Here is a 25390-nt window from a genome sequence, read left to right on the forward strand (position 1 = left end):
AATTGCTCGATGTAACAACATTTGACGAGCTTCGTATTGGCCTGGCTACTGCAGACGACATCCGTCGTTGGTCGCACGGTGAGGTCAAGAAGCCCGAAACCATCAACTACCGCACGCTCAAGCCGGAAAAAGACGGCCTGTTCGGTGAGCAGATCTTCGGACCCTCACGGGACTGGGAATGCTCATGTGGCAAGTACAAGCGTGTTCGCTTCAAAGGCATCGTCTGCGAGCGTTGCGGTGTAGAGGTCACGAAGTCGTCGGTGCGCCGTGAGCGCATGGGTCACATCGAACTCGCTGCCCCGGTCACGCACATCTGGTACTTCAAGGGTGTGCCCTCGCGTCTCGGTTACCTGCTGGACATGGCTCCGAAGGACCTTGAAAAGGTCATCTACTTCGCCGCATACATGGTCATCACGGTGGATGAAGACGGTCGCCACCAGGACATGCCTGGCCTCGAGAACGAGCTGCGTCTCGAACTCAAGACCATCGAGTCCAGCCGAGACTCGCGCATCGCCGATCGCCTGCAGCGCCTCGAAACCGACCTCGCAGCGCTGGAGGCCGAAGGCGCAAAGAGCGACCAGAAGAAGCGCACCAAGGACGCCGCCGAAAAGGAAATGGGCCAGATTCGCAAGTCTCTGGACGAGCAGGTTGCTCACCTCGAGCGCGTGTGGGAAGACTTCCGCACCCTCAAGGTCGGCGACCTGAAGCCGGAAGACTCCGTCTTCCACGAGCTCCAAGACCGTTTCGGCATGTACTTCGAGGCCTTCATGGGCGCCGAAGCCATCAAGAAGCGCCTTGAAGCCTTCGACCTGGTCACCGAGAGCGAAAACCTGCACCTGCAGATCGCCGAGGGCAAGGGTCAGAAGAAGATCCGTGCCATCAAGCGTCTGCGCGTAGTCAACGCGTTCATCATGACCGGCAACTCACCGGCCGGAATGGTGCTCGACGTCGTCCCAGTGCTCCCGCCCGAACTGCGCCCGATGGTGCAGCTTGACGGTGGCCGCTTCGCTACCAGCGACCTCAACGACCTCTACCGTCGTGTGATCAACCGCAACAACCGTCTGCGTCGTCTGCTTGACCTCGGTGCTCCCGAGATCATTGTCAACAACGAGAAGCGGATGCTGCAGGAGGCCGTCGACGCACTGTTCGACAACGGTCGCCGTGGTCGCCCGGTCACCGGAACCGGTAACCGTGCCCTCAAGTCCCTGAGCGACATGCTCAAGGGAAAGCAGGGTCGTTTCCGCCAGAACCTGCTCGGCAAGCGCGTGGACTACTCCGGCCGTTCGGTCATCGTGGTCGGGCCGCAGCTCAAGCTGCACCAGTGTGGTCTGCCCAAGCAGATGGCACTCGAGCTGTTCAAGCCGTTCGTGATCAAGCGCCTGATCGACCTGAGCCACGCTCAGAACATCAAGGCCGCCAAGCGTATGGTTGAGAGGAGCCGTCCGCAGGTCTGGGACGTGCTCGAGGAAATCATCCGCGAGCGCCCCGTCATGCTCAACCGTGCACCCACCCTGCACCGCTTGGGCATCCAGGCCTTCGAGCCTCAGCTCGTTGAGGGAAAGGCGATCCAGCTGCACCCGCTCGTCTGCGCGGCGTTCAACGCCGACTTCGACGGTGACCAGATGGCCGTGCACCTGCCGTTGTCGGTTGAAGCCCAGGCCGAGGCTCGCATCTTGATGCTCGCTTCGAACAACATCCTCAAGCCGTCCGATGGCCGCCCGGTGACCCTGCCCACCCAGGACATGATCATCGGTCTGCACCACCTCACCACGATGAAGGAAGGTGTGGTCGGAGAAGGCCGCGCGTTCTCCACCGTGTCCGAGGCGATTCTCGCGTTCGACCAGAAGACGCTCGACCTGAACGCCAAGGTGCGCATTCGCCTGACCGACAAGTTCTTCACCGAGGGCACGCAGCCCGATGGTGTCGAACTGGTCAACGGCCAGGCTGTCGGCACCGTTCTGGTCACTACGAGCCTCGGTCGCGCCATATTCAACGAAGCGCTTCCGGCTGACTACCCGTACTTCGAAGACGTTGCCAACAAGGTCACCATGTCGACCATCGTCAACGACCTCGCGGAGCGGTACGTCAAGGTTGAGGTCGCTGCAACCCTCGACCGGATCAAGGATGCCGGTTTCTACTGGGCAACCCGTTCCGGTGTGACCGTTGCGCTCAGCGACATTTTGACTCCTCCGAACAAGAAGGAGATCGTCGCCGGCTACGAGAAGCAGGCTGCCAAGGTTCAGGGCCAGTTCGACAAGGGTCTGACGACCGACCTCGAGCGTCGCCAGGAGCTCATCCAGATCTGGACTCGCGCTACGGAAGATGTCGCCGCAGCGATGCAGGCGAACTTCCCGGCCGACAACACCATCAACCGCATGGTGACCTCTGGTGCTCGTGGTAACTGGCTGCAAGTGCGTAACATCGCCGGCATGCGAGGCCTCGTGAACAACCCGAAGGGTGAGATCATCCCTCGCCCGATCATCTCGAGCTACCGCGAAGGCCTGTCCGTCGCCGAGTACTTTATTGCTACTCACGGTGCTCGTAAGGGTCTGGCCGACACGGCTCTGCGTACCGCCGACTCGGGGTACCTCACCCGTCGTCTGGTGGACGTTTCGCAAGATGTCATCATCCGTGAAGATGACTGTGGAACGACGAAGGGCCTTGAACTGCCCATTGCCGGAACCGATGCCACGACCGGTGCGCTCCTGCGGGGCGAAGACGGCGGTCTCCTGGTCGACTTCAACGTCGAGAACGCGGTCTACGCTCGCAGCCTGGCCGCAGCCGCGGTCAACGCTGCCGGTGAGGTCATCGCTGACGCCGGAGACGACGTCGGAGACGTGCTCATCGCGAAGCTCATTGCCGGTGGCGTCGAAACCATCAAGGTGCGTTCCGTACTGACCTGTGAGTCTGCCGTCGGTGTGTGTGCGGTCTGCTACGGCCGGTCGCTCGCCACGGGCCAGCTTGTCGACATCGGTGAGGCCGTTGGTATTATCGCCGCGCAGTCCATCGGTGAGCCCGGCACCCAGCTGACCATGCGTACCTTCCACACGGGTGGGTCGGCATCCGCTGACGACATCACCCAGGGTCTGCCGCGTGTTCAGGAGCTCTTCGAAGCACGTACCCCCAAGGGTGCGTCTCCCATCGTCGACTCCGCCGGACGTATCACCATCGAGGATTCGGACAAGGGCCGCAAGGTCATCCTGATTCCTGACAACGGTGACGAAGCGATCGCCTACCCGGTGCTCAAACGTTCAACCCTGCTCGTCGAAGACGGTCAGCACGTTGAACTCGGACAGCAGATCATCATCGGCGCCGTCGACCCGAAGGAAGTTCTTCGCGTCAAGGGTGTTCGCGCGGTGCAGAAGCACCTCGTCTCCGGTGTGCAGGAGGTCTACCGTTCGCAGGGTGTACCGATTCACGACAAGCACATCGAGGTCATCGTTCGCCAGATGCTTCGCAAGGTGACCGTCGTCGAACACGGAGACACCGGATTGCTCCCGGGCGAGCTCGTTGACCGGTTGAAGTACAACGACCTCAACCGCACCGCGCTCACCGAGGGCAAGAAGACGGCATCCGCTCGCCAGGAGGTCATGGGTATCACCAAGGCATCGCTGGCGACCGAGTCCTGGCTGTCGGCCGCTTCCTTCCAGGAGACCACCCGGGTTCTGACCCAGGCGGCCATGGAAGGCAAGAGCGACCCGCTGATGGGCCTCAAGGAGAACGTCATCATCGGTAAGTTGATCCCCGCCGGCACCGGCCTTCCCCGATACCGCGACGTCACCGTCGAGGCAACGGAAGAAGCCAAGGCTGAGCGTTACCCGAACCGCATCTTCACCGAAGATGCGTCGTTCAACGAGGGTGACCTGAGCTTCGTCGACTTCGACAGCTTCTCGTCGGATGACCTGACTCCGGGTACGTATAACTAATACCCACCCGTTCTAAACGGATGGCCCCTGCTTCGGCAGGGGCCATCCGTCGTTAACGTGCACGACCTGGCAAGTGGATGCCCGGGGCTAGCCGCCGCCGAAACCCTCATTCCGCTGGATGCCCCGTGACCGACAGTGCGCGATCCCCTGTGACAGAGGCGGAATCGGCAATCACCCTGATCGAACTCCTGGTTTATCTAGGTTTTGCTGTCGTCGTGCTTGCGATCATCGGCGGCGTACTGATGAGCTCGTTGGGAATCGAAGGGAACGTGCGCAGCACGACCGAAGCGACCAACCTCGGACCGCTGACCCTCCGTTTGCCGCCGGGCCCACCTTACGACTCAGGGCACCGGTCACCGAGCACGGGTTCGCAGCGCGCCCGGGGTACGCTCGGAGCACGGGTTTATCGCCGATGCGCCTGAACTCGAACCTGGGGGCTCACGTGCGGTTGAAAGTTACGTTGGCCCGGTCCAACGGTCAGAACGACGACATCGTCGTTACAACGGATGCCGCGGCAAGCATTTCCGACGTGGCCGGCACCATCGCCCGGGTCGATCCGCGCTCGCCACTCATGCCCGGTGCCGCCGACCAGCCGCTCACGCTGCGCACGGTCGCTCCCGGCGGCACCGACTGGTTGCTGCTGCCACCCGATGCCCTGATCGGCGAGGACTGGGTCGGCTCCGGCGCGAGCGTCGCGCTCGCCGATTCCGAGACCTTCTATGTCTCCGAGGAGCACGGCGGCGCCCCGACCCTGGCCGTCATCCACGTGTTGACCGGCCCGGATGCTGGAGCACAGATCGCCCTCGGCCGCGGGTCGACCATCATCGGTCGCGGGCCCGACTGCGACGTGGTGCTCAGCGACAAACTCGTCTCTAAACGTCACGTGCGCCTCGAAGTCGCCGCCGGCATCGATCTCGTCGATCTCGGCTCGGCTAACGGCGTCGTCGTGGACGGCGGGCTGGTCACCCGGCTGCGCATCGAGCAGGGCGAGACCGTGCAGATCGGTGACACCGAGCTGCGCATCACAGTCGTCGAGACCGTGGCCGCGACCGGAGACGAACACCGTGACGGCCCGGTCTACTTCAACCGCTCACCGCGAGTGGAAGGGCGCTACGCGGGTCAGGAATTCACAGCGCCCGAGGTGCCGACCGAGAAAGACGACCAGCCGTTTCCCTGGCTGGCCATGGTCGCGCCGGTGCTGCTCGGTGTGAGTATGTGGCTCATTTTCGACCGTCCAGCGGCGCTGCTGTTCGTGTTGATGAGCCCGATGATGCTCATCGGCAACTTCTTCATGAACCGCTCCAAGGACAAACGCCTGCTGAAACGCTCGATCGGCCGGTTCGACACCCGCCTGGCCGCGCTCCGCGCGCAGCTGTTCACCGAACGCGCCCTGGAGCAGCAGGCCCGCCTCGGCGAATCGCCGTCCACCGTCGAAGCGCTGACCGAGTCGCTCGAGCGCGGACCGCTCATGTGGACCCGACGGCCCGAGCACTGGTCCTTCCTCAACGTGCGGCTCGGCCTTGGCACCATGCGCTCTCGTAACACGGTCGATGCCTCTCTGCGCGGCGAACTGCTGCCCGAATTTCAGGAGCGGCTCGACGCTGTCATCACCGAGCACGCCACGGTGGATCAGGTTCCGCTCATCGACAACCTGTTCGATGCCGGGGCCCTCGGCGTGGCCGGCAGCGCTGCCGCCTGCACGGGCACAGTCAACTCCCTGTTGGTGCAGCTGACCGCGCTGCACTCACCGGCCGAGCTCGCCGTTGCCTCGCTCGTTACACCGCACTGGTCGAGCGAGCTCGAGTGGCTCAAATGGCTGCCGCACACCTCCTCGCCGCAGAGTCCACTCGCGGGCGGCCACCTGGCTGACAGCGCGTCGAGCGCCGCATCCGTTCTCGCCGCACTGGAAGAGGTCATTGCAGAGAGGCAGAAATCCAAGAAATCGGCGCGGCGCGGCGCTATGGAGCAGGAGCGTGCGGCGCTCGAGCGCGGCGAAGAAGTCGGGTCGAGTTACACCGGCGAGGGCACGAAATCGCCCATTCCGGCGATCATCGTGGTCATCGCCGACGATGTCGCCGTCAATCGCTCCAGGCTCGTGCAGCTCGCCGAAAACGGTGCGGATGCCGGCGTCTACCCAGTCTGGATCGCCCGCACGGTAGCAGCCTTGCCCGCTGTCTGCCGCACCGCCGTCGAAATCGACGAGAGCACCGGGCTCGGCACCGTCTCGTTCGTGCGGCTCGGTGAGACCGTAACGGATGTCGCGGTCGAGTCGGTCGACTCCGCCACGGCCCTGCACTTCGCGCGTCGTTTGGCCCCGGTCATCGACGCCGGTGCCCTCATCGCCGACTCGAGCGACCTGCCGCGCTCGGTCTCGATGGTCACCCTGCTCGGCCACGACCTGGTCGAGGCGCACGATGCCGTCATCGACCGATGGCGGCAGAACGCCTCCATGCATGACCGCACCCCCGGAGCGGTGCCGCACTCCAAACGCGCCGGAACCCTGCGGGCGATCGTCGGGTCCACCGGCGTGCAGGCGATGCACCTCGACCTGCGCACCCAGGGCCCGCACGCGCTGGTCGGCGGCACGACCGGTGCCGGCAAGAGCGAATTTCTGCAGGCTTGGGTACTCGGCATGGCCACCGAGTACAGCCCGGACCGGGTCACCTTTCTGTTCGTTGACTACAAGGGCGGTTCGGCATTCGCCGATTGCGTCTCGCTGCCGCACTGTGTCGGCCTGGTCACCGACCTGAGCCCCCACCTGGTGCGCCGGGCTCTCACCAGCCTGCGCGCCGAACTGCGTTACCGGGAACACTTGCTCAATTCCAAAAAAGCCAAAGACCTGATCGAGCTCGAGAAGCGCGGCGACCCGGACAGCCCGCCGGCTCTCGTGCTCGTCATCGACGAATTCGCAGCACTGGTAAGCGAGGTGCCCGAGTTCGTCGACGGCGTCGTCGACATAGCCCAGCGTGGCCGTTCGCTCGGCATCCACTTGATCATGGCCACGCAGCACCCCGCCGGCGTCATCAAAGACAACCTGCGGGCCAACACCAACCTGCGCGTCGCACTGCGCATGGCCGATGAATCCGACAGCAACGACGTCGTCGGAGTCAAGGATGCCGCACACTTCGACCCTGGCCTCCCCGGCCGCGGCATTGCCAAGACCGGTCCGGGCCGGCTGCAGCAGTTCCAGTCTGGGTACGCCGGCGGCTGGACCTCCCGCGAACCCGAGAACGCCGAAATCGGCATCGCCGAACTGCGCTTCGGCGGGGAAACCGCGTGGGAACCGCCGAGTGACCCGCTCGCCGGGCAGGAGCGCGAGCTCGGCCCGACTGACCAGCAGAAGCTCGTCGCCGCCCTCGTCGGAGCGGCTGGTTCGGCGCAGATTCCCGCGCCGCGACGGCCCTGGCTCGACGAACTGCCGTTTCTGTGCGACCTGGCACCCATTGTGACCCAAACGGATGCTGTCCTCGCGCTGGGCCTGGCCGACGCGCCAACCGAGCAAAAGCAGCGCCCGGTCTGTTTTCTGCCTGATGTCGACGGACACATCGGCATCTACGGCACCGGTGGATCCGGCAAGAGCGTCGCCCTGCGTACCCTGGCGATCGCGGCCGGCAGCACGAGAGCGGGCGGGCCCGTCGCGGTTTACGGCCTCGACTTCGCCGCCGGCAGCCTGCGCATGCTCGAACCGCTGCCGCATGTGGGCAGCATCATCGGCGGCGACGACACAGAACGCATCATTCGCCTGTTCCGACTGCTCAAGGCCGAACTCGAATCGCGCGGCAACCGCTTCGCCGAGGCCACCGCGTCAACCATCGCCGAGTACCGCGCGCTGGCGAACCGTCCGAACGAGCCGCGTATCCTGCTGCTCATCGACGGGTTCGCGGCCTTTCGGGAAGATTGGGAGGTCGCGAGCGGCCGGTCGAACTGGTACGACGTATTCCGCAGCATCCTCTCGGATGGTCGTCAGCTGGGAATCCACGTGGCTTTCACCGCCGACCGCTCCGGCTCGGTGCCGAGCTCCGTGCGCTCGAGCGTGCAACGTCGTGTGGTCCTACGGCTCGCCGACGATACCGGCTACAACCTGCTCGACGTGCCCGGCGACATTCTGAATGCGAAGTCGGCACCGGGCCGCGCAATTTTCGACGATCTGGAAACTCAAATCGCGGTCTGGGGCGGTTCCGCCGTAGCCGCGGAGCAGGCGGCCGCCGTGCGCGTGCTGGCCGCATCGTTGTGGGCAGAGGGGATCCAGGCCGCGCTGCCCATCGGCAGCCTGTCCCGCGACTATCCCGCCACCGAGCTTCCTGACCGGGTCAAGTCCCAGCCGACGCTGGGTCTGAGCGATGAGACGCTCGCCGCGGTCGGTTTTGAGCCGCGCGGCACGCTGTTGTTGTCTGGCCCCCCGGCCAGCGGGCGAAGCACTGCGCTGCGCGCCCTCATGCACGCCTTCGAGCGGTTTGACCCGACGGTCGCGCCGTATTACATCGGCAATGCGCGGTCAGGACTGGCCGGTCTGCCCGGCTGGGTCAGCACGGCCACGACCATCGTCGAGGCCGTGGAACTGGCCAAAGAGCTGACCAAGGCGGTGAGCGCCGACCTGGCCACCCCGCGCATGGCGATCGTCGTCGAAAACCTCGCGGACTTTCTGCAGACCCCGGCCGATGCTGTGCTGGTTGAACTCATCAAACAGGTCAAGCGCAGTGACCATTTTCTGGTCGCCGACGGTGAAACCGCGTCGTGGAACTCCTCTTGGCCGCTGTTCGCCGAGATGAAGAACACGAGGCGCGGCCTGCTGTTGCAGCCCGACACCATCGAGGGTGACATTCTGCTGAAGACGCCGCTGCCGCGACTGAACCGTGCCGAGTTTCCGCCCGGTCGCGGCATGATGGTGGCCAGCGGAAAGGTCGTGCGGGTGCAGCTTCCGCTCGTGGAGTAGCTGCTGGCCCCTGCACTGACAATCAGCCCTCGCCAGTCGGGCTCCTGAGGCGGTCTCCGAGAACGCTGACACCCGGGGCGAGGAGATCGACGGCGACATCGGCCCGCAACTGGCTGAAGGTGCGCAGTTCGCCCGTGCACCGCAGGCGGAGGGCGGTGTCAGCAAGCTCGAGCAACGAAAAGGGGTAGGTCTCGATCGCTCGTTCCTCCCGCCTCGACCAGCGAAACGGGCAGGGTGTCGGCGAGCTCGATGAGAACGACTGCAAACCGGCGCTGCGTCTAGACCGAGAGTTCACCCCCATTAGCCCCTTTCGGGGTATAGCCATTAGGTTAGGACCACACGCAGCCCGTTCGGGCTCAAACCTCTGGGGGACACCATGGCCAATCTCAACGTGACTTATTCCGACATGACCGATGCCGCTGGTCGTCTGAGTTCCGGTAAGGAAGACCTCATCACCAAGCTCGGCGAGCTGCAGACGCTCGTGAACAACCTGGTCGGCTCCGGTTTCGTGACCGATTCCGCCTCGGGGGCCTTTCAGACGGCCTATGACGCTTTCACCCAGGGCACGACCCTCGCGGTCAACGGTCTTGATGGTATGAGCCAGTTCCTCACCGCCGCTGCCGACGCCCTCGGCAACGCGGACACCGAGCTCGGCAACGCTATCCGCGGCTAAGTCCCCATCGCAGTCCACAGGGTCGAAAGAGAACTCTGTCTGATTTTCTGGTTGATACAACCCTGCTCCGAGACATGGCGAGCGACGTCTCGCTGATTCAAACCGAGTTCGATACGGCCAAGGCGACGAGTCAGAATTTGGCGGATGCCGTGGGTCGCCCTGGTCTCGCCGACCGCGTGACCGCATTCGCCAGCAACTGGGATTACCGTCGCGGCGAACTGGCGGACCAGCTCGCGACCCTGAGCGAGAACCTGCTCACCGCGGCCGACGGTCTCGAAAACACCGACAGTGAACTGGGTGAATGTCTCATCGAGGCCACCCAGCCCGCGAGCGCCGGAGGAACGGATGACCCGGCCCACCGACTGGTCGCCCCTGGGCTTTTACAGCGACCCGATTCCGGGCGATCCGAGCGCCGCACGGGCCATCGCCGGGGAATACTCGAGCGTTGCAGAGGCCATCACGCGGGTCGCGGTGAACCTGCGCGGTTTGTCGGGCTGTGAGGGCATGGTCAGCGACGTGGCAGCGACCCGCCCCGCCGCCATCGCCGTGACGACCGCCACCATTGTGAACGCTGCCGCTGAAACCGCGACTGGGTACAAATCACTCACCGAGGGCATCATCGAGGCCGCCTTTGCGATTCTCCCGTTCGGGGTGGGCAAGATCGCCGGGAGGCTGATCCGCCGCGATGTGACGGCTGTGCGTAATGCCACTGCGGGGGCTGCGGCCAACGCGCTCATGAAGAGTAAGGCCGGTCAGGGAATCTCCGGTTAGACCCTGGCTGCTGCGCGAACCGAGATCGATCAGACAAGGCGAGCACTGCTCCGCGCCTGCTCGCCCTTCCGGTGGTCGAATCACGTTCGGTGCCGCGCTCTCGCGCGGAGTGGCGCGCAATGTCCAGCCTCGAGTCGAAGTCCGGGCTCGTCTCTGACACGGTCATCGCTGCCTCACAGCCCAAAAGAATGTGGACACTAGGCGGCGCGTGGGCCGTCAACGAATTCAGTGCTCCCGTTGGCGAAAGTGTCGTCAAGGGCGTCGCCGAGCCGATGTACGTCGAAAAATTCACGGCACGGGATGAAAATTGATGATGAATCGCCCGCAGATGGAAGAGAAGACTCATGACCGACTGATCGCCGTGCGCAGTTAGTATGCCCTCATGGTGACGGCGTTCGTGATGGTCGCTGTTACTCCACTCGCACTCGTCTTCAATGTGATCATGGTCATCGTCCTGAAGATTCCGGGCAACACGGGGCCCGGGACATCGAGTCACGTGGGTCGCCTCGCGGGAACCCTGCCGTACCCGATACCGGCCTGGACGGCCCTGCTGTGTGCGGTGTCCTTTGCCGCACTTCTGATGATCTGCTGGATGCAGTCGAGCAATTGTTCGACGCGATGGCGCTGACGATCAGATTCGCCCCGACAGCTGCGCGAACCGCACCGGCAGGAGTTCCATGAGCATCTTCGTCGACCATCCGGATGACTGGATCGGAATCTCGTATTTCGACGCGGGTGAACGGTGGGAACGACCAGAGGACTGGGCGCGGGAACTGATCGACGCGATCGCTGACGGCGAGAACGTCTCCCGTGAACAATGCGACCACATCGAGAATGTCTTCTTCATGCTCGCCCAATCCGTTGCAGAGCGAGGGGCCTCCGCGTCCTTCCTTCGCCTCGGCAACTGGGACGGCCCGCTCGTTCTCGCGGACCTTCGGGTTGAATCACGCCTGGCGGCGGGAACGATCTCGGTCGAGGACTATGCCGGTGCAGCGGACCTCGACGCCATCGATCCCCCTGGTCGAGCCGTTCGTCACCACGAGCGGTTTGGGGGGAGTGCGGTGCATGCGGTATCTGACCCGTGAAATGTCGGTCCGGGCGTCATTGCGACCCGGGACTACGCATGGGAGGTCGATGAGACTCTGGTGGCGCTGCGCACAGCGAGCTACGACCTGCTCGAATTCGAGCAGACGCTGCCCTACATGGATGCGCTCGCCCGGACTGTCTACTCCATTTAGTGATACACCCCCATTTTGGGGGTGTATCATATCCCCGTGTGGGTGACGGGGTCGGGCGCCGTGGTTAGGCTTGATTGCGAGACCAGCTGAGTCTTTGCGAGTAAAAACAAAGACGCACCACAGGAACAATGCAGGTCGGGGGAGTAATGGGCAGGCGGCTTCCTTCTGCTCCGCCCGTTTTGTCGGGCTACAGCTATGTTCGCCCGCTTGGCACCGGCGGATTCGCCGACGTTTTTCTGTTCGAGCAGAACATGCCGCGCCGTTCAGTGGCCGTGAAGGTGCTGCTTCAAGACATCGTCGACGACGACGTGCTGCGCTCCTTCAACGCCGAAGCGGATGTCATGGCGCGGCTCAGCTCGCATCCGTCAATTCTCACCGTCTACAACGCGAGTATCTCCGCCGACGGCCGCCCGTATCTGGTGATGGAATTCTGCCCTGGCTCGTACTCGTCGCGCGAGCGCGCGGAGCCGCTGCCCGTGGCAACGGTGCTGGGCGTCGCGGTGAAGATCGCCTGTGCGCTCGAGACGGCACACCGTTCCAAGGTGCTGCACCGCGATATCAAACCCTCCAACATCCTCACCACGACCTTCGGCGGCCCGGTGCTCGGCGACTTCGGCATCGCAGCTTCGCTCGTCGGGGGCGCCCGCAATGAGCTGTTCGCCATGTCCCTGCCGTGGAGCGCCCCTGAGGTCGTCGACGAACGCACGACCGGCTCGATCGCTACCGAGGTCTGGTCCTTCGGCGCCACCCTGTACTCACTGCTGGCTGACCGGGCCCCGTTCGAGCTGCCGGCCGGCTCTAACGGGTCGCGCACGCAACTGAAGCAACGCATCCACCGCGCCAAATACACGAGCATCGGGCGAGCGGATGTTTCCCCAGCCCTCGAAACGATTCTCGCCCGCATGATGAGTCGCGACCCTGGCGCCCGCCAGGCGAGCCTGCTCGAATGTGCGCACGACCTGCAGCGCATGCAGCGCGATCTCGGACTGCCGATCACAGCGCTCGAGGTGGCCGACGCGGCCTGGGCTGAGGCCGGAGCCCCGGTGGACTTCAACAACAGGGAAGCCCGCGGCGCGGTCAACTCTGACGTGATCATTCCCATGCTGCGCCCCGGCCGCCTCACCCGCCGCCCGGCTTCGCAAACCCGCGAAGGCACCCTGACCGACGTGGATGAGCCGCGCCGCGCACGAATCTCGCCGCTCACCCTCGCGCTGCTCCTGGTCGGGGCTGTCGTTGTTGGCGGAGGCGTCACGGTCGGCACCCTCTTTCTCGTGGGGCTGATCTGATGGCCGGCAAGTGGGCGCGCGGTCGGCTGCGAGCCCTCTCCCCGAAGCGCCGCGGCATAGTGCGGATCGCCGCGGTCACCGCGATCGGCACGCTGCTGGCCACAGTGGCCATCGTCGTTGATGGTTTCGATGTGAAGCAGACGCCGGTGCACGCGAGCTCGATCTGGGCACTGCAGAGCGGCGACGGCAACCGGTACGCCCGTATCAACACCGACCTGCTCGAGTTGGATACCGTGAAAACCGTGCCGGCGCCGAGCGAATTGGTGCAGACCGACGCGACCGTGCTGCTCTACGCGCAGAACAACGAAAAAGTCGTCGACGTGAGCCTCGCGGCGCCGATCGACCTCGGCGACGACGCCGCCGACTACGACGTGACCCCGGCCGGCACCCGCACCGTCGTCTCCTCGGGGGCCTGGGTCGGCTACCTCACGAGCACCGGAGCGGTGTTCGTCGGGGCGGTCGGTGCGGCCGAATCCCCGCGCCCGGTCAACCTCTACGCCGATGACGAGGTCATCGAGGGCGAAACCGCCCGCTCCTACGTCTCCGATGCCGTTGCGATCACCCCCGACGGCGTGCTCTACAGCTATTCCAGCGCGGCAAGCAGCGTTCTGAGCTATTCCATTGTGGACGACGAAATTCTGGGTGATGACACCGTCACCGACGGTCCGACCGAGCCAGGCACCCAGCTGAGCGTCGTCGGCGATACCTGGGCGCTGCTCGGCGTGGCCGGCGACGAACTTTGGCTGGCCGGCCGGAACGAACCGGTCGAGACGAACCTGAGCGAGCTGGCCGTATTGCAGCGCCCGAGCGGTGGCGCCGACGCCCCGCGTAGTGCCGACGGCCTGCTCGTGGCCGACCAGACCGGCCTGGTCTCCTTCGCCCTCGATGACGGTGCCCGCACCGAGCTGGTCGGCGATTCCGAAACTGTACTCGGTGCCCCGGCCGCGCCGACCCCGTTCCACGGCGACCGTTATGCAGCGTGGCTGCCGTCCGGCGGCACCGGCGGCACCCTGTTCAGCGAGAGCGCCGGAGAAACGACGCTCAGCTACGGCACGGCCACACCGAACGGCGACGCAGCCCCCGCGTTTCGGGCCAACGACTCTCTCATGATTCTCAACGACATCCAGAGCGGATGGGTGTGGACCGTTCCCGACGGCGCCCTGGTTGCCAGTTCGCAGGACTGGACCCTCGCCGCCGTCGAAGAGCCGCAGCGCCAGGACGACGTGCAGGAAGCTTCAGAGATCGTCGAACCCAAGCCTCCCGTCGCCGTGCCCGACGCCTTCGGGGTGCGCAGCGGCCAGCTTGCCCTGCTGCCGGTGCTGCTCAACGACCACGACGCCAACGACGACGTGCTGACCGTGGTCCCGGCCTCGGTCACCGGACTCGACCCGTCTTGGGGCACCATCAGCGTTACTGACCAGAACCAGGCCATCGCCGTGCAGGTCGCGGCCGACGCCCGAGGGTCAGCCACGTTCAGCTACGCCGTCACCGACGGATCCCGTGCCGACGGACTCAACTCGTCGACGGCGACAGTCACCCTGACCGTGCACGGCGACGACGTGAACGCCGCACCGGTATGGTGCGGCACCGAGGGCTGCCTGCACGACTGGCCGAGCCCCGAGGTGCAACCCGGCGGTACGGTCACCGTTCCGGTGCTGCCCGGCTGGGTCGATCCAGACGGGGATCCGATTTTCGTCGCATCCGTTCTGAACACGACCGACGTCGGCTCGGTCAGCGTGACGCCGGCCGGTGTACTCGTCTACAAACACCCCAACGCGGCCGACCAGACCGCGCAAGCGGCCACCATTCTGGTGCGCGTCTCAGACATTCACGGTGCCACGGCCGAGAAAGTGCTCACGATCACGGTCACGCCGACCCCTCAGCTCACCGTCGAACCGTTCGCACTGCTCGCCTCGGTGAACGAGCGCCTCACGGTCAGCCCGGCCGAGTATGTCTCCAGCGCAGCCGGCCTGTACCGCATCGAATCGGCGACCACCCCGACCAGCTCCGCGGGAGTCACGGTCGGTATCACCGCCAACGGAACCTCGTTCGACTTCGTCGCCACCACGCCCGGCAACTACACGGTCAGCCTCACCATCGCCGACGACGCGAGCGAAGTCGTCTCGCTCGTGCGCATTTCGGTGGTCCCAGCAGATGCGCAGGCCCTCACCACCTCCCCGGTGACCGTTTTCGTGCGCCCCAAGGCCGACACGAGCGTCGACGTCTTCACCGCCGTCTCCAATCCGGCCAGTCGGGTACTGCTGCTCGGTGAAGCCATTCCCGACACAGTGTTCGGTGCGTCCCTCAGCGTTGACGTGGTCGGTCAGAATGTGCTGCGCGTGCGCGGCTCGACCGCCGACGAACGGCCGGGCAAGCTCGGCACCGTGCGCTACACAGTCTCTGACGGCACCGAAAACCCCCTATACACAGTGCGCGGCGAGGCGACCGTCTACCTGCTTCCGGCTTCAGTTCCGCAGGCGCCGATCGCCAGGAACGACAGCGTATCGGTGCGGGTCGGCGCCCAGATCGACATTCCCGTGCTCGCCAACGACGTGGCGCCCGACGGCAACATCGTCATGCTCGACCCCGAGTCGGTGCAGAACCGCGAGCGACAAGGCCTCGCCTTCGCGGCCGGAGCCGAACTGCGCTACCTCGCGCCGGACCAGCCTGGAAGCTACGAACTGGGCTACAGCGTCTATGTCGCCGGCGCCCCCGAACTCATCGATTCGGCCGTCGTCTCGATCGAGGTGCTCGCCGACGGCGACAACACGGCTCCACAGCCGCATACCCTTTACGGCCGGGTGTTGTCGGGGGAGAGCACCGAGATTCCCTTCGACAGCTTCGGCGTCGACCCCAACGGCGACACCGTCGTGCTCGACCGGGTACTCACCCAGCCGGCTCGCGGAACCGCCTCGATCAACGCCACTGGCGACGCCATCGTTTATTCGAGCCCGCTCGACTACAGCGGTGCCATCGAATTCCAATACCGCGTGCGCGACACCAGCGGCGCCACCGGCATCGCCCTGGTACGCGTTGGTGTGCTCGACCAGCGCTCCAATCCGAGCCCGATCACGTTCAGCGACTACGTCGAGGTGCAGGTCGGTACCGACAACCAGGTGGTTGTGCACCCCGCCGCCAACGACATCGAACCCGGCGGCGGTCGCCTCACTTTGACCGGAGTCACGCCCGACGCCCCGGCCGACTCGCTCGAATATGACGCCCTGCAACAGCGCGTCGAGCGGGTCACTGACAATCAGGTGGTCTTCACTGCCGGCGACGAGCCCGGACTACTCACCTTCGTCTACTCCGTCGCAAATGCGAACGAAGACGTCGGCCAGGGCCTCATCGTCGTTAAGGTGGTGCGCGCCTCCGTTCCAGATTTTCCCATCGTCATCGACACCACCGTCGCCCTCGATGACCGCGACTCGTTCCCCACGGGCATCGACGTCGTCACCGACAAGGTCTCCTGGAAGTCCGGCGACGTCGGGGGTCTGACCCTCGCACTGTGGGGCGACCATCCCGGCCTCACAATCTCCGGCTGGAAGATCAGCGGTGACGTTCCTGACGAGGGACTTCTCGCCCCGTTCTCGCTGACCGGCCTCAATTTTCAGGGTGTCGAAGTCACCACCTACGGGTTCCTGCGCATTCCTTCAGCGGATGCCATCATCCTCGCGCTCAAACAGGGAAATGTCGAACAGAACGTGCGCGAAGACGCCGCCGTCACCTTCGACCTGACCAGTCTGGTATCGATTCCGGCCGGGACCGAGCTGCAACTGGAACGCGCCGGCATTCGTTCGTCGGGGGAACGCGTGAATGCCAGCTGCACTTTTGAGGGCGGAACGAGCGTCACCTATACGGCCGGATCCGATGCCCCCTGGACTGACTCCTGCACCGTTCCGGTGCGCATCGACGGTCAGGAGGACTACACCCAATTGGTCGTTCCGGTCGTCGTTGAACCCCTCGACCCGCAGCCGACCCTTCGTCCGGCGGCGCTGACCCAAAGCCCAGGCGCCGACGCGATTCGCTACGACCTGAGCCACATGGTCGACTGGCAGGGTAAGGGAGCGGTTCCGGCGCTGACCTTTTCGACCGAGATCACCTCCGACCAGTTCAGCGTGTCGCAGGACGGCGCCATTCTCACGATCTCCGTAGCGGATAACGCCGTTTCCGGCCGTGAGGCCGCTGTAAAGGTGAGCCTCGCCAGCCACCGCGACGCCGAGCCGGCCCTGCTCGCGCTCAAGGTCGGTCCGGCGCCGAGCGAGCTGCCCAAGGGTGGCACCGTGGCAACGAGCTGTTCGCAGTCCTCCGGCTCAAGCTGCCAGGTCACGGTCGTTGGCGTGCCCGGCGAGGTTAATTTGTACCGCAATACCCCGCTCGTGCTGGTGTCGGTCGCAGCGCCGAGCACCTGCGTCGGCGTCTCCTTCGCGGTGGAGAACACCCGCAGCGTGCGAGCCTCCTGGTCGAGTGATACCGCCGGCGGGGTCTGCCAGGCCAGTTTCGTGGTGCAGGATGCCCAGGGGAAGCTCAGCGCCGGCAACCGCACCGGTTCGATCACGGTCGATCTGCAGGGCTATCCCAAGGCGCCGAACTCGGTCACCCAGATCGCCTACGGCGACGCGTCGATCACCCTCTCCGTCAGCCCCGGCGGTGCCAATGCCGCCTACCCGGCGCTGACCGGATTCGCGCTGTACCGCAACGGTGCATCGGTCGGGCGTTGCGACGAGTCGGGTGACTGCGGCGTCATTCGCACGACCGAGAACGGTCAGAAGGACCTCTACGAAGCGAAGGCGGTGAACGCCGTCGGCGAGTCCCGCTCCGGCGTCAGCGTCACAGCCTGGTCCTATGACACCCCCGGCATGGGCCGACTCACCACCGAGCCGATCTTCGAGGAGGGCACCACGAGTGCCGAGATCGGCGCCGTCACCGTGACCATGGAGAACAACGACCGATCCACCAACCGCTACAGCGTGAACGGCACCGAACAACGGGTTGCGACGCCCGGTACCGGAACGACCGAACTCACCCTCGCGCTCGGCGTGGGCCCGCAGACCATCACGGTGACCCCGCTCAGCCGCGACGACCAGCCGGCGGGCAACGGCCCGACGGAGCAGACCACCTCGCAAACGGTGCTGGTGGCCGGTTCGCCCGCCATCACCCACCCCGGTGATTTGACCGCGCAGAACCGCTCGATCAACGTGGCGAACGCGAAACTCGACAAGAATTTCAGCGTCCTGCCTGAGGACGTGCTCTACGTCGCCTCGCTCGCCGAGGGCGCGACCTGCACCCTGACCGCGGCCGGATTGGTCTCGGCCGGTGCCGCGGCCACTTCAGAAGACCCGGCAATCGATGGGTTGACCAAGCACACGAAGTACTTCGTGACGGTGTGCTACTCCAACGGCTATGGGGTCACCAAGGCCAATGCCGGGGGGATCACCACCTGGGAGCGGCCGGCTGCGCCTGGCACGGGGAAGTACACCTACGCCATTGCAGCGCCGGCCAATGGCCAGTACCTGCTCACGGCGCCCACATCGTCGTCGACCGTGCCGGCTGACTTCGAGGCCGACTTCGAGAACTTCGATGCCGTCACCGGGTCGATCGTCTTCGGCGCCGACCCTGGAATTCGCGTGCGGTACTGCACGGAGACCGACTCCACACTCTGCAGCGACTGGTCGGCCGTGACGGCAGCGGATGCCGGCCAAGCGTGGCAGGTCAAGTACGCCGTAACCGATCTGGCGACGCCGGGCTGCATCATGGGCGACATTCTCGAGGTCGTCGTCAACGGCACGTCTGACGGCCTTCCCTCCGCCAATGTCACCGCAGCGCAGTACGACGTCGCCAACCCGAACGGCGATCGAATGTGGGTGAACGGTGACAAGAACGTTCCCGGAGACGCGAAGCAGACCCAAAAGGTTCAGTGGACCATCAACTGGACCGCCCCCGCCACCGTCAACCTCCCCACCGTCTCTGGAACCCTGGCCGGTCCCATCGGCTGTAGCGCAGCATCCGCACCGACCACCTAGACCTCGCCACACTGAAAGAGCTGTAGACATGACAATCACCACTGAACAGTCAGAATGGTTTGCCGCGACCTTCACGATGATGGTCGACAACGTGGAACAGGTTGTCCTCGGCAAGCGCCACGTGATTGAACTCGCCTTCACCGCGATGGTCAGCGAGGGCCACCTGCTGCTCGAAGATTACCCAGGCACCGGCAAAACCTCGCTGGCCCGCGCCATGTCGCAGACCGTGCAGGGAGTCTCGAGCCGAATTCAGTTCACCCCCGACCTACTGCCGGGCGACGTGACCGGCATCACCGTGTACGACCAGAAGACCGGCGAGTTCGAGTTTCACAGCGGCCCGATCTTCGCCAACGTCGTGCTCGCCGACGAGATCAACCGGGCCAGCCCGAAAACCCAGTCGGCGTTGCTCGAGGCGATGGAAGAGGGAAACGTCACCATCGATGGTGTCACCCGCTCCACCGGTGTGCCATTTCTCGTCATCGCCACCCAGAACCCGATCGAACAGGCTGGCACCTACCGGCTGCCCGAAGCCCAGCTCGACCGCTTCATGATGAAAGCCTCACTCGGCTACCCCGACCTCGCCGCGACCATTCGCATTCTCGAGGGCACCGCCGATGTTCGGCACGATCTTGCACCGGTCATCACGCCACAGGCGCTCGTCAGCATGAGCGACATCGCCCGCACAGTGTTCGTGAACCCTCTCGTCTACGACTACATCGGACGCCTGGTAGAGGCCACCCGCGATGCCAGCCAGGTGCGCATGGGCGTCAGCGTGCGCGGTGCCCGCGCCCTCACCAAGGCCGCCAAGACTTGGGCCGTCGCGCATGGCCGCACCTTCGTCACCCCCGACGACGTCAAAGCCCTGGCCGAGCAGGTGCTTGCGCACCGCATGGTGCTCGACCCGGAAGCTGAGTTCGACGGCGTCACCGCGAGTGCCGTCATCGGCCAGATTCTGCTCGACGTCCTACCGCCCAGTCGGAGCGACCTGGCGTGAGCTTTCACACCGAATCGCGGCGATCCCAGACATCAAATCTGGCGCGCACGAGCACCCAGACCAGGTCTGCAACGCACACCCGGTATGCCACAACGCATACCAACTACGCAGGGCGCACGAATAGGTCAACAACGTTGACCCTCGTGGGCGCGGTCGTGCTCTGGATGCGCCTCTCACGAGCTGTGCGAATTGGTGTGCGGGCATCCGTCGACTGGGTCGGCGAAACGGTCACGCCGGCCGGCTGGGTCGTCGTCACGGCCGCGATCGTGTTGTTGCCGCTCGGCCTGGTCTTCGGCTGGACCGAACTGATCGTGACTGGCTGGGTGGCGGTCGCCCTCATGCTCATTTCACTGCCGTTTCTGGCCGGTGGCCGCGCCTACAGCGTCGACTTCACGCTGCCGGTGGACCGGGTCGTCGCCGGCTCCGAGGTACTCGGCACCCTCACCGTGACAAATATCTCCAAGCGGATTGAGCTGCCCGGGCGCGTTGACGTTCCGATCGGCCAGGGGCTGGCGGATGTCTACGTGCCACTGCTGCGCGCTGGTCAGGTGCACCAGGAACACGTTCGCGTTCCCGCCTACCGCCGCGGCGTCATCGACGTGGGCCCGGTCACGACCGTGCGCAGCGACCCGCTCGGCGTGCTCGGCCGCGAAGTGGCCTGGGCCGACGTGAATCGTCTGTTCGCGCATCCCGTGACGGTGTCGATTCCGAGCACGAGCGCCGGATTCGTGCGCGACCTTGAGGGCAACCCGACGAGTGACATCGTCGACTCCGACATCTCGTTTCACGCCATTCGGGAGTATGCCCCCGGCGACGGGCAGCGGCACATCCACTGGAAGTCCACCGCCAAGACCGGCAAGCTCATGGTGCGCCAGTTCGAGGAGAGCCGGCGTTCGCGCCTCGCGATCGTGCTGAGCCTGAACAAGGCGGAATACGCCTCCGAGGACGAGTTCGAGATGGCGGTCAGCGCCACCGGTTCGCTCGGCGTACGTGCCATTCGCGACGGCCGGGACTTGGCCGTCGTGGCGAGCGAAGAGATTCCCGATATCGTGCGCAGCAGCATCCGCTCGGTGCGGAGTTTGAGTGTCGTGTCGACGCGCACCCTGCTCGACGACCTCGCCGCCATCGAGACCAGCGCGCACGCCATGAACGTTGAAGACGTATGTGTGCTCGCAGCCCAGGTGGTGCCTGATATGTCGATCGCATTCGTGGTGTGCGGCGGCACCATGACCGCCCGGCGGCTGCAGGCGCTCACCCTCAAATTCGCCGGCAACGTGCAGGTCGTCGCCGTGCTGTGCAACCCCGCCGCTCAGCCGAGCTTTCGCGACCTGGCCGGTACGAGCGTGCTGACCATCGGCGTGCTCGACGACTTTCGTTCCCTGCTGAGCAGGCGGGCCACATGAGCGCGCCCGCAGAACGGGCTGCAACCGCCACGGGCGGCGGTCTTCCCCCGCGTCGGCCGCGCCGCGCACCCAGCCAGCGACAGTCGCTCACGATCAACGCATTGTTTGTGGTGCTGATGCTGCTGGTCGCCGTCTGGGCGGCTTGGCCGATCTACCAGGACAGTGCCTACCTGCTCATGGCAGCCGGCGCGATCGCAGCGGGCATTCTACTGGCCTGGCTTGCTCGCGCCCGTGGCTGGTCCTGGTTCAGCCTGCTGCTGGCCATCCTCGGCGCATACCTGCTGCTAGGGGTTCCGCTCGCAGTGCCGTCGGCCCTATCGAGCGCGTCTAACGCGCTCGGCGGCCTGCTCGACCTGGTCACCGCCACAGTGTTCAGCTGGAAGGAACTCGTCACCATTTCGCTGCCGGTCGGGTCATACCAGACCTTGCTCGTTCCGGCCTTCGTGCTGTTCCTCGGTGGTACCACCGCGGCCCTGTCGCTCGCCTGGTGCGGCGGCCGGCGCTACGCCATCGCCGTTCCCCTGATCTTCGCCGTGCAACTGTTCGGGCTGGTGTTTGGGTCGACCGCCGAGAGTGAGCCGTTGGCGGTCGCCGGGTTCACCGTTCCGGCACCGCGGGAGACCTTGATCGGCCTGGCCGCACTACTGCTCGACTTCGGCTTTCTGGCCTGGCGCACCCACCTCGCCCGCAGTGAAGCCCTCAATTTGGCGGCCCGCACGACCGGTGTGCGGCGCACACCCGGCGGCCTCGGCGGACGCGTACGCCGCGGCGCTCTGGCCTTCGGCGTGCTTGTACTCGCCGTCGGAGTGTCGCTCGGCGGGCTATCGATGCTCGCGTCGACTCCGTCCCGCGAGGTGTTACGCAGCAGCATCGACCCGGCCGTCGAGCTGCGCGAATACGTCAGCCCGCTCAGCCAGTACCGCAGCTACTTCAGCGCGGAGCGGTATGACGAGGAACTATTCACTGTAACGCCTGTCGATTCCGGCGAGCCGGCGAGCCGGGTGCGCCTGGCCGTGCTCAGCCACTATGACGGGGAGGTTTTTCGGGTCGTCGACCCGCGGTCGGGCGCGAGCAACCAGGACACCGCCTTTGCCCGGGTGTCCCACAGCCGCGGTTCGGCCAGCGGCGGCGTGACGACCTTTGCGATCAGTGGGTATCAGGGCGTTTGGATGCCGGGGACCGAGGCGCTGACGAGCATCCGCTTTGCCGGTAAACGCGCGGCAGAACTGAGCGACGGGTTCTTCTACAACGCGGGGACGGCTTCCGGTATTCAGCTGAACGCCCTCGAAACCGGTGAGCGTTACACGATCGTTTCCCCGCGCGAAGCGGAGGCGACGGATCTGGCCGGTCTCGCCCGCCCGGCCGCTGCGTCCCGGCTGATCGATGTGTCGCTCATTCCGGCGAGCCTCGGCGATTGGGTCACCGCGCAGGAGGTCAGCAGCGATGGTGCCGGTCTGGCCGAACTCGTCAGCCGGCTGCGGGAGCGCGGCTATCTCAGCCACGCACTGACCACGCCAACGGCAGAGTCCTGGACCGCTGACCTCGGCGATTACCAGTTCTCGCCGAGCCTGTCCGGCCACTCGGTCGCGCGCATCGACGCATTGTTCACCGCCCTGCTGGAGAAGCAGAACAACACCACCTCGACCGAGAATTCCCAGCTGGTCGCCGCCGTCGGCGATGACGAACAGTTCGCCGTGGCGACCGCACTGCTGGCCCAGTACCTCGGGTTTGAATCCCGCGTGGTGCTGGGATTCAGCCTCGCCGAGGCCGACGCGGTTTCTGGCGCACCCGGTGCCTGCGTAGATGGTGTCTGCGCGGGCCGGAATCTCGCAGCGTGGGTAGAAGTGGCCGGAGGCGGTGAAAGCTGGATCACCGTGAACGCGACCCCGCAGTTTCAGAACCCACTCTCGCCGATCGACGATGCCACCCGCGACCCGCAGTACAACACCGAGGTGTTGCCCGAGGGAGCCACCGAACGGCAAGCCCCCGAGGCTAACCCGACCAGCGGCGAAGATCAGCAGGAAGAAGAACCGGTCACCGGCATCGACCTGGCCTGGCTGTTCGCGGCCCTGAAGATCGGCGGCATCAGCCTTGCCGCCTTACTCGTGGTGAGCACACCGTTCATGGTCATTCTGGGCGCCAAGATGAAGCGACGCCGGGACCGGGCGAGGGCGCCGGACGTGTCTGCACGGTTCGCCGGAGGCTGGGACGAATACGTCGATGCTGCCGTCGACCGCGGACTCGCCGACCAGGGCAGCATGACCCGGGTCGAGATCGCGAGGCATTACCAGTCGGCCGGCGGTGGGGTGCTCGCGGCACTGGCCGACCGGGCCGTGTTCGGCGAGGTGCCCCCGGTCATCAGCGACAGCGATGCCTTCTGGGCGCTCGTCTCCGCTGAGCGGGCCGGACTGGCCGCGAGCGGCACCAGGCGCGACCGCTGGCGTGCCGCCCTCTCGCTGCGTTCCTTCTCTCGACTGGCGGATGCCGGCCGATCGTTTAGATTTCGACACCACAGGCGCGGCACAGTTCGATTAGACGTCACCACAGTGCGCCCCAACCGGCGCGACATCAGCAGAATGGGGGAGCGACCGCGCACCAGCGGCCGCAAATCATAAATGGATGAATCATCATCTGGAGCGATCATCGCCGTCGTCGTGGTGGCCGTGCTACTCGGTCTCGGTCTGTACGTGTTTACGTCGATCGCCCTCGGCAAGGTCTTCGTGAAACTTGGCGAGCAGGCCTGGAAGGCGTGGGTGCCGATCGTTAACACCATCACCCTGTTTGAGCTGGGGCGGTATTCGGCCCTGTGGGTCGTGGGATTGTTCATTCCGGTCATTGACATCGGTGCCTTCATCGTCTTCATTCTGGCGATCAACAATGTCAACCGACGGCTCGGCCGCGGCGGCGGATTCACGCTGCTCTACCTGGTCGCCTTTCCCATCTGGGCCGGCGTGCTCGGGTTCGGCAAGTCCGTCAACACCGGCTGGCTGCCGGTACCGGCCGCTACCGGGTACGTTCCGTTCACCCCGGTGCCGCCGCTGTCCGGCCCGGCCGCGCCGAGTGCGTCGCCCATTCCGGTGGTGCCCGTTCCAGCTGCGTCGCCGGTGTCGCCGGTTCCAGCGGTGCCGACCGTGCCGGCCGCCCCGCCCCGGGCGCCGGAACCCGTTCGCCAGTCCGAAGCGCCGTCCAGCGCGGTCGCGACTGGGTTTCCCGTTCCGGTGCCGGCGTTGCTGCTGGTCGCACCGCCGCTGTCGGCCGCACCCGTCGTTCCGGCCGCGTCCACAGCCGCGAACCTGCCGAGCGTGCTGTCCACTTCGCCGGCCACGCCCACGCCGCCGGTCGTGCGTGGCCTGCCCACGGGCCCGCCTCCGTTCTACGTGAGGTTGCCGACGACGTCCCCGGTCGAGCCCCCAATCGTCACAGCTCCGCCAGCCATGGTTGCTCCGCCTACTCCATTTGTAGCGCCGGTTGCCCCGCCTGCTCCATTTGTAGCGCCTGCACCGCTTGCTGCGCCGCCGGTCGTTCCCGCCGCGCTCGTGCACCCGGTCGAACCGGATGCCGCGTCCCTCGCCGTCCCGCCCCTCGATGCCCCGCCGCCCGCTGTCTCGCCGGCTCCAGTGGTCGCCGCGACGAACGCGTGGGCACGGCCAGCACCAGTCGTCCAGGCGGCCCCGGTTGCTCCCGCACCGGTAACTCCGCCCGTCCCGATCCCCGTCCCGATCCCCGCAGTGAGCGCCGCTGACCTCGCCGAGGCCCGGACCGAGACCGAGACCGAGGACGACCTCGACGAGACCATGATCGTCGTACGCCGAATAAAGCCATGGACGCTTGAAACCGAGCACGGCCTGAAAGTCTCGCTCACCAAACCGGTCGTGCTGCTCGGACGCAACCCTGCGCGTGGCAGCGCACATCCGGATGCACAATTGGTTTTGCTGCAAGACCCAGGTAAGACCGTGTCGAAGACCCACGCCCGCCTCGACTTCGTTGACGGGGCTTGGGGCATTCGCGACCTGCAGTCGACCAACGGCATCGTGTTTATCGATGGCGCCGGCGACGAAAGCGAGCTCGATGCGGGCGCGAGCGCGTCGCTGACGGAGCGGTTTTTACTGGGGGAGCTCGCGGTCCGCATCTACCTGGAGGACTGAA

The 25390-nt window shown here is 65.5% G+C and carries 14 protein-coding genes; 12 read left to right on the plus strand and 2 right to left on the minus strand.

Annotated elements, in window-relative coordinates; genetic code table 11:
* Positions 1-2 precede the first annotated feature (2 nt).
* Positions 3-3926: a DNA-directed RNA polymerase subunit beta' gene (locus CXY71_RS09225; protein ID WP_104135341.1), complete on the plus strand. Its 3924-nt coding sequence runs from the start codon at positions 3-5 to the stop codon at positions 3924-3926.
* A 442-nt stretch (positions 3927-4368) separates the two neighbouring features.
* The gene (locus tag CXY71_RS09235; protein WP_104135375.1) at positions 4369-8859 is read left to right on the plus strand and encodes an FtsK/SpoIIIE domain-containing protein; all 4491 of its coding nucleotides are present in this window, start codon (positions 4369-4371) and stop codon (positions 8857-8859) included.
* A gap of 22 nt (positions 8860-8881) precedes the next feature.
* Here the strand turns inward: CXY71_RS09235 and CXY71_RS21995 are convergent, their stop codons facing one another.
* A complete protein-coding gene (locus CXY71_RS21995) occupies positions 8882-9034 on the minus strand; it encodes a hypothetical protein (RefSeq protein ID WP_233204574.1) in 153 nt (50 codons plus the stop codon).
* 216 nt (positions 9035-9250) lie between these two features.
* On the opposite strand from CXY71_RS21995, the gene CXY71_RS09240 reads away from it, so the two are divergent.
* A complete protein-coding gene (locus CXY71_RS09240; protein WP_233204575.1) occupies positions 9251-9532 on the plus strand; it encodes a WXG100 family type VII secretion target in 282 nt (93 codons plus the stop codon).
* Here CXY71_RS09240 and CXY71_RS20680 read toward each other — a convergent pair.
* Entirely contained in the window at positions 9529-9891 is a 363-nt protein-coding gene (locus tag CXY71_RS20680; protein WP_104177460.1) for a hypothetical protein, read from the minus strand. The two genes, CXY71_RS09240 and CXY71_RS20680, sit on opposite strands and share 4 nt — an antisense overlap.
* On the opposite strand from CXY71_RS20680, the gene CXY71_RS20685 reads away from it, so the two are divergent.
* The 9 genes from CXY71_RS20685 (at position 9878) to CXY71_RS09295 (ending at position 25389) form a co-directional block, all read left to right on the plus strand.
* The gene (locus CXY71_RS20685) at positions 9878-10303 is read left to right on the plus strand and encodes a hypothetical protein (protein ID WP_146072789.1); all 426 of its coding nucleotides are present in this window, start codon (positions 9878-9880) and stop codon (positions 10301-10303) included. The genes CXY71_RS20680 and CXY71_RS20685 overlap by 14 nt on opposite strands.
* 382 nt (positions 10304-10685) lie before the next feature.
* On the plus strand, positions 10686-10931 hold the full coding sequence (locus CXY71_RS09260; protein ID WP_104135347.1) for a hypothetical protein: 246 nt from the start codon (positions 10686-10688) through the stop codon (positions 10929-10931).
* 49 nt (positions 10932-10980) lie between these two features.
* On the plus strand, positions 10981-11388 hold the full coding sequence (locus CXY71_RS09265; protein WP_104135348.1) for a hypothetical protein: 408 nt from the start codon (positions 10981-10983) through the stop codon (positions 11386-11388).
* 299 nt (positions 11389-11687) lie between these two features.
* On the plus strand, positions 11688-12827 hold the full coding sequence (locus tag CXY71_RS09270; protein WP_104135349.1) for a serine/threonine-protein kinase: 1140 nt from the start codon (positions 11688-11690) through the stop codon (positions 12825-12827).
* A complete protein-coding gene (locus CXY71_RS09275) occupies positions 12827-18847 on the plus strand; it encodes an Ig-like domain-containing protein (RefSeq protein WP_104135350.1) in 6021 nt (2006 codons plus the stop codon). The genes CXY71_RS09270 and CXY71_RS09275 overlap by 1 nt, the downstream gene beginning before the upstream one ends.
* A 28-nt stretch (positions 18848-18875) precedes the next feature.
* Positions 18876-19841 carry a MoxR family ATPase gene (locus tag CXY71_RS09280; protein WP_104135351.1) on the plus strand — a complete coding sequence of 322 codons (966 nt, stop codon included), beginning with the start codon at positions 18876-18878 and terminating at the stop codon, positions 19839-19841.
* Between the two features lie 143 nt (positions 19842-19984).
* A complete protein-coding gene (locus tag CXY71_RS09285; RefSeq protein WP_233204576.1) occupies positions 19985-21244 on the plus strand; it encodes a DUF58 domain-containing protein in 1260 nt (419 codons plus the stop codon).
* Complete coding sequence (locus tag CXY71_RS09290; protein WP_104135352.1) at positions 21241-23859, plus strand: transglutaminase domain-containing protein; 2619 nt, start codon at positions 21241-21243, stop codon at positions 23857-23859. The genes CXY71_RS09285 and CXY71_RS09290 overlap by 4 nt, the downstream gene beginning before the upstream one ends.
* A complete protein-coding gene (locus tag CXY71_RS09295; RefSeq protein WP_104135353.1) occupies positions 23860-25389 on the plus strand; it encodes a DUF5684 domain-containing protein in 1530 nt (509 codons plus the stop codon).
* The last annotated feature ends 1 nt before the right edge of the window (position 25390 follow it).

This window comes from Cryobacterium sp. Y62, assembly GCF_002929785.1.
In the GTDB taxonomy this organism is placed as follows: Bacteria; Actinomycetota; Actinomycetes; order Actinomycetales; family Microbacteriaceae; genus Cryobacterium.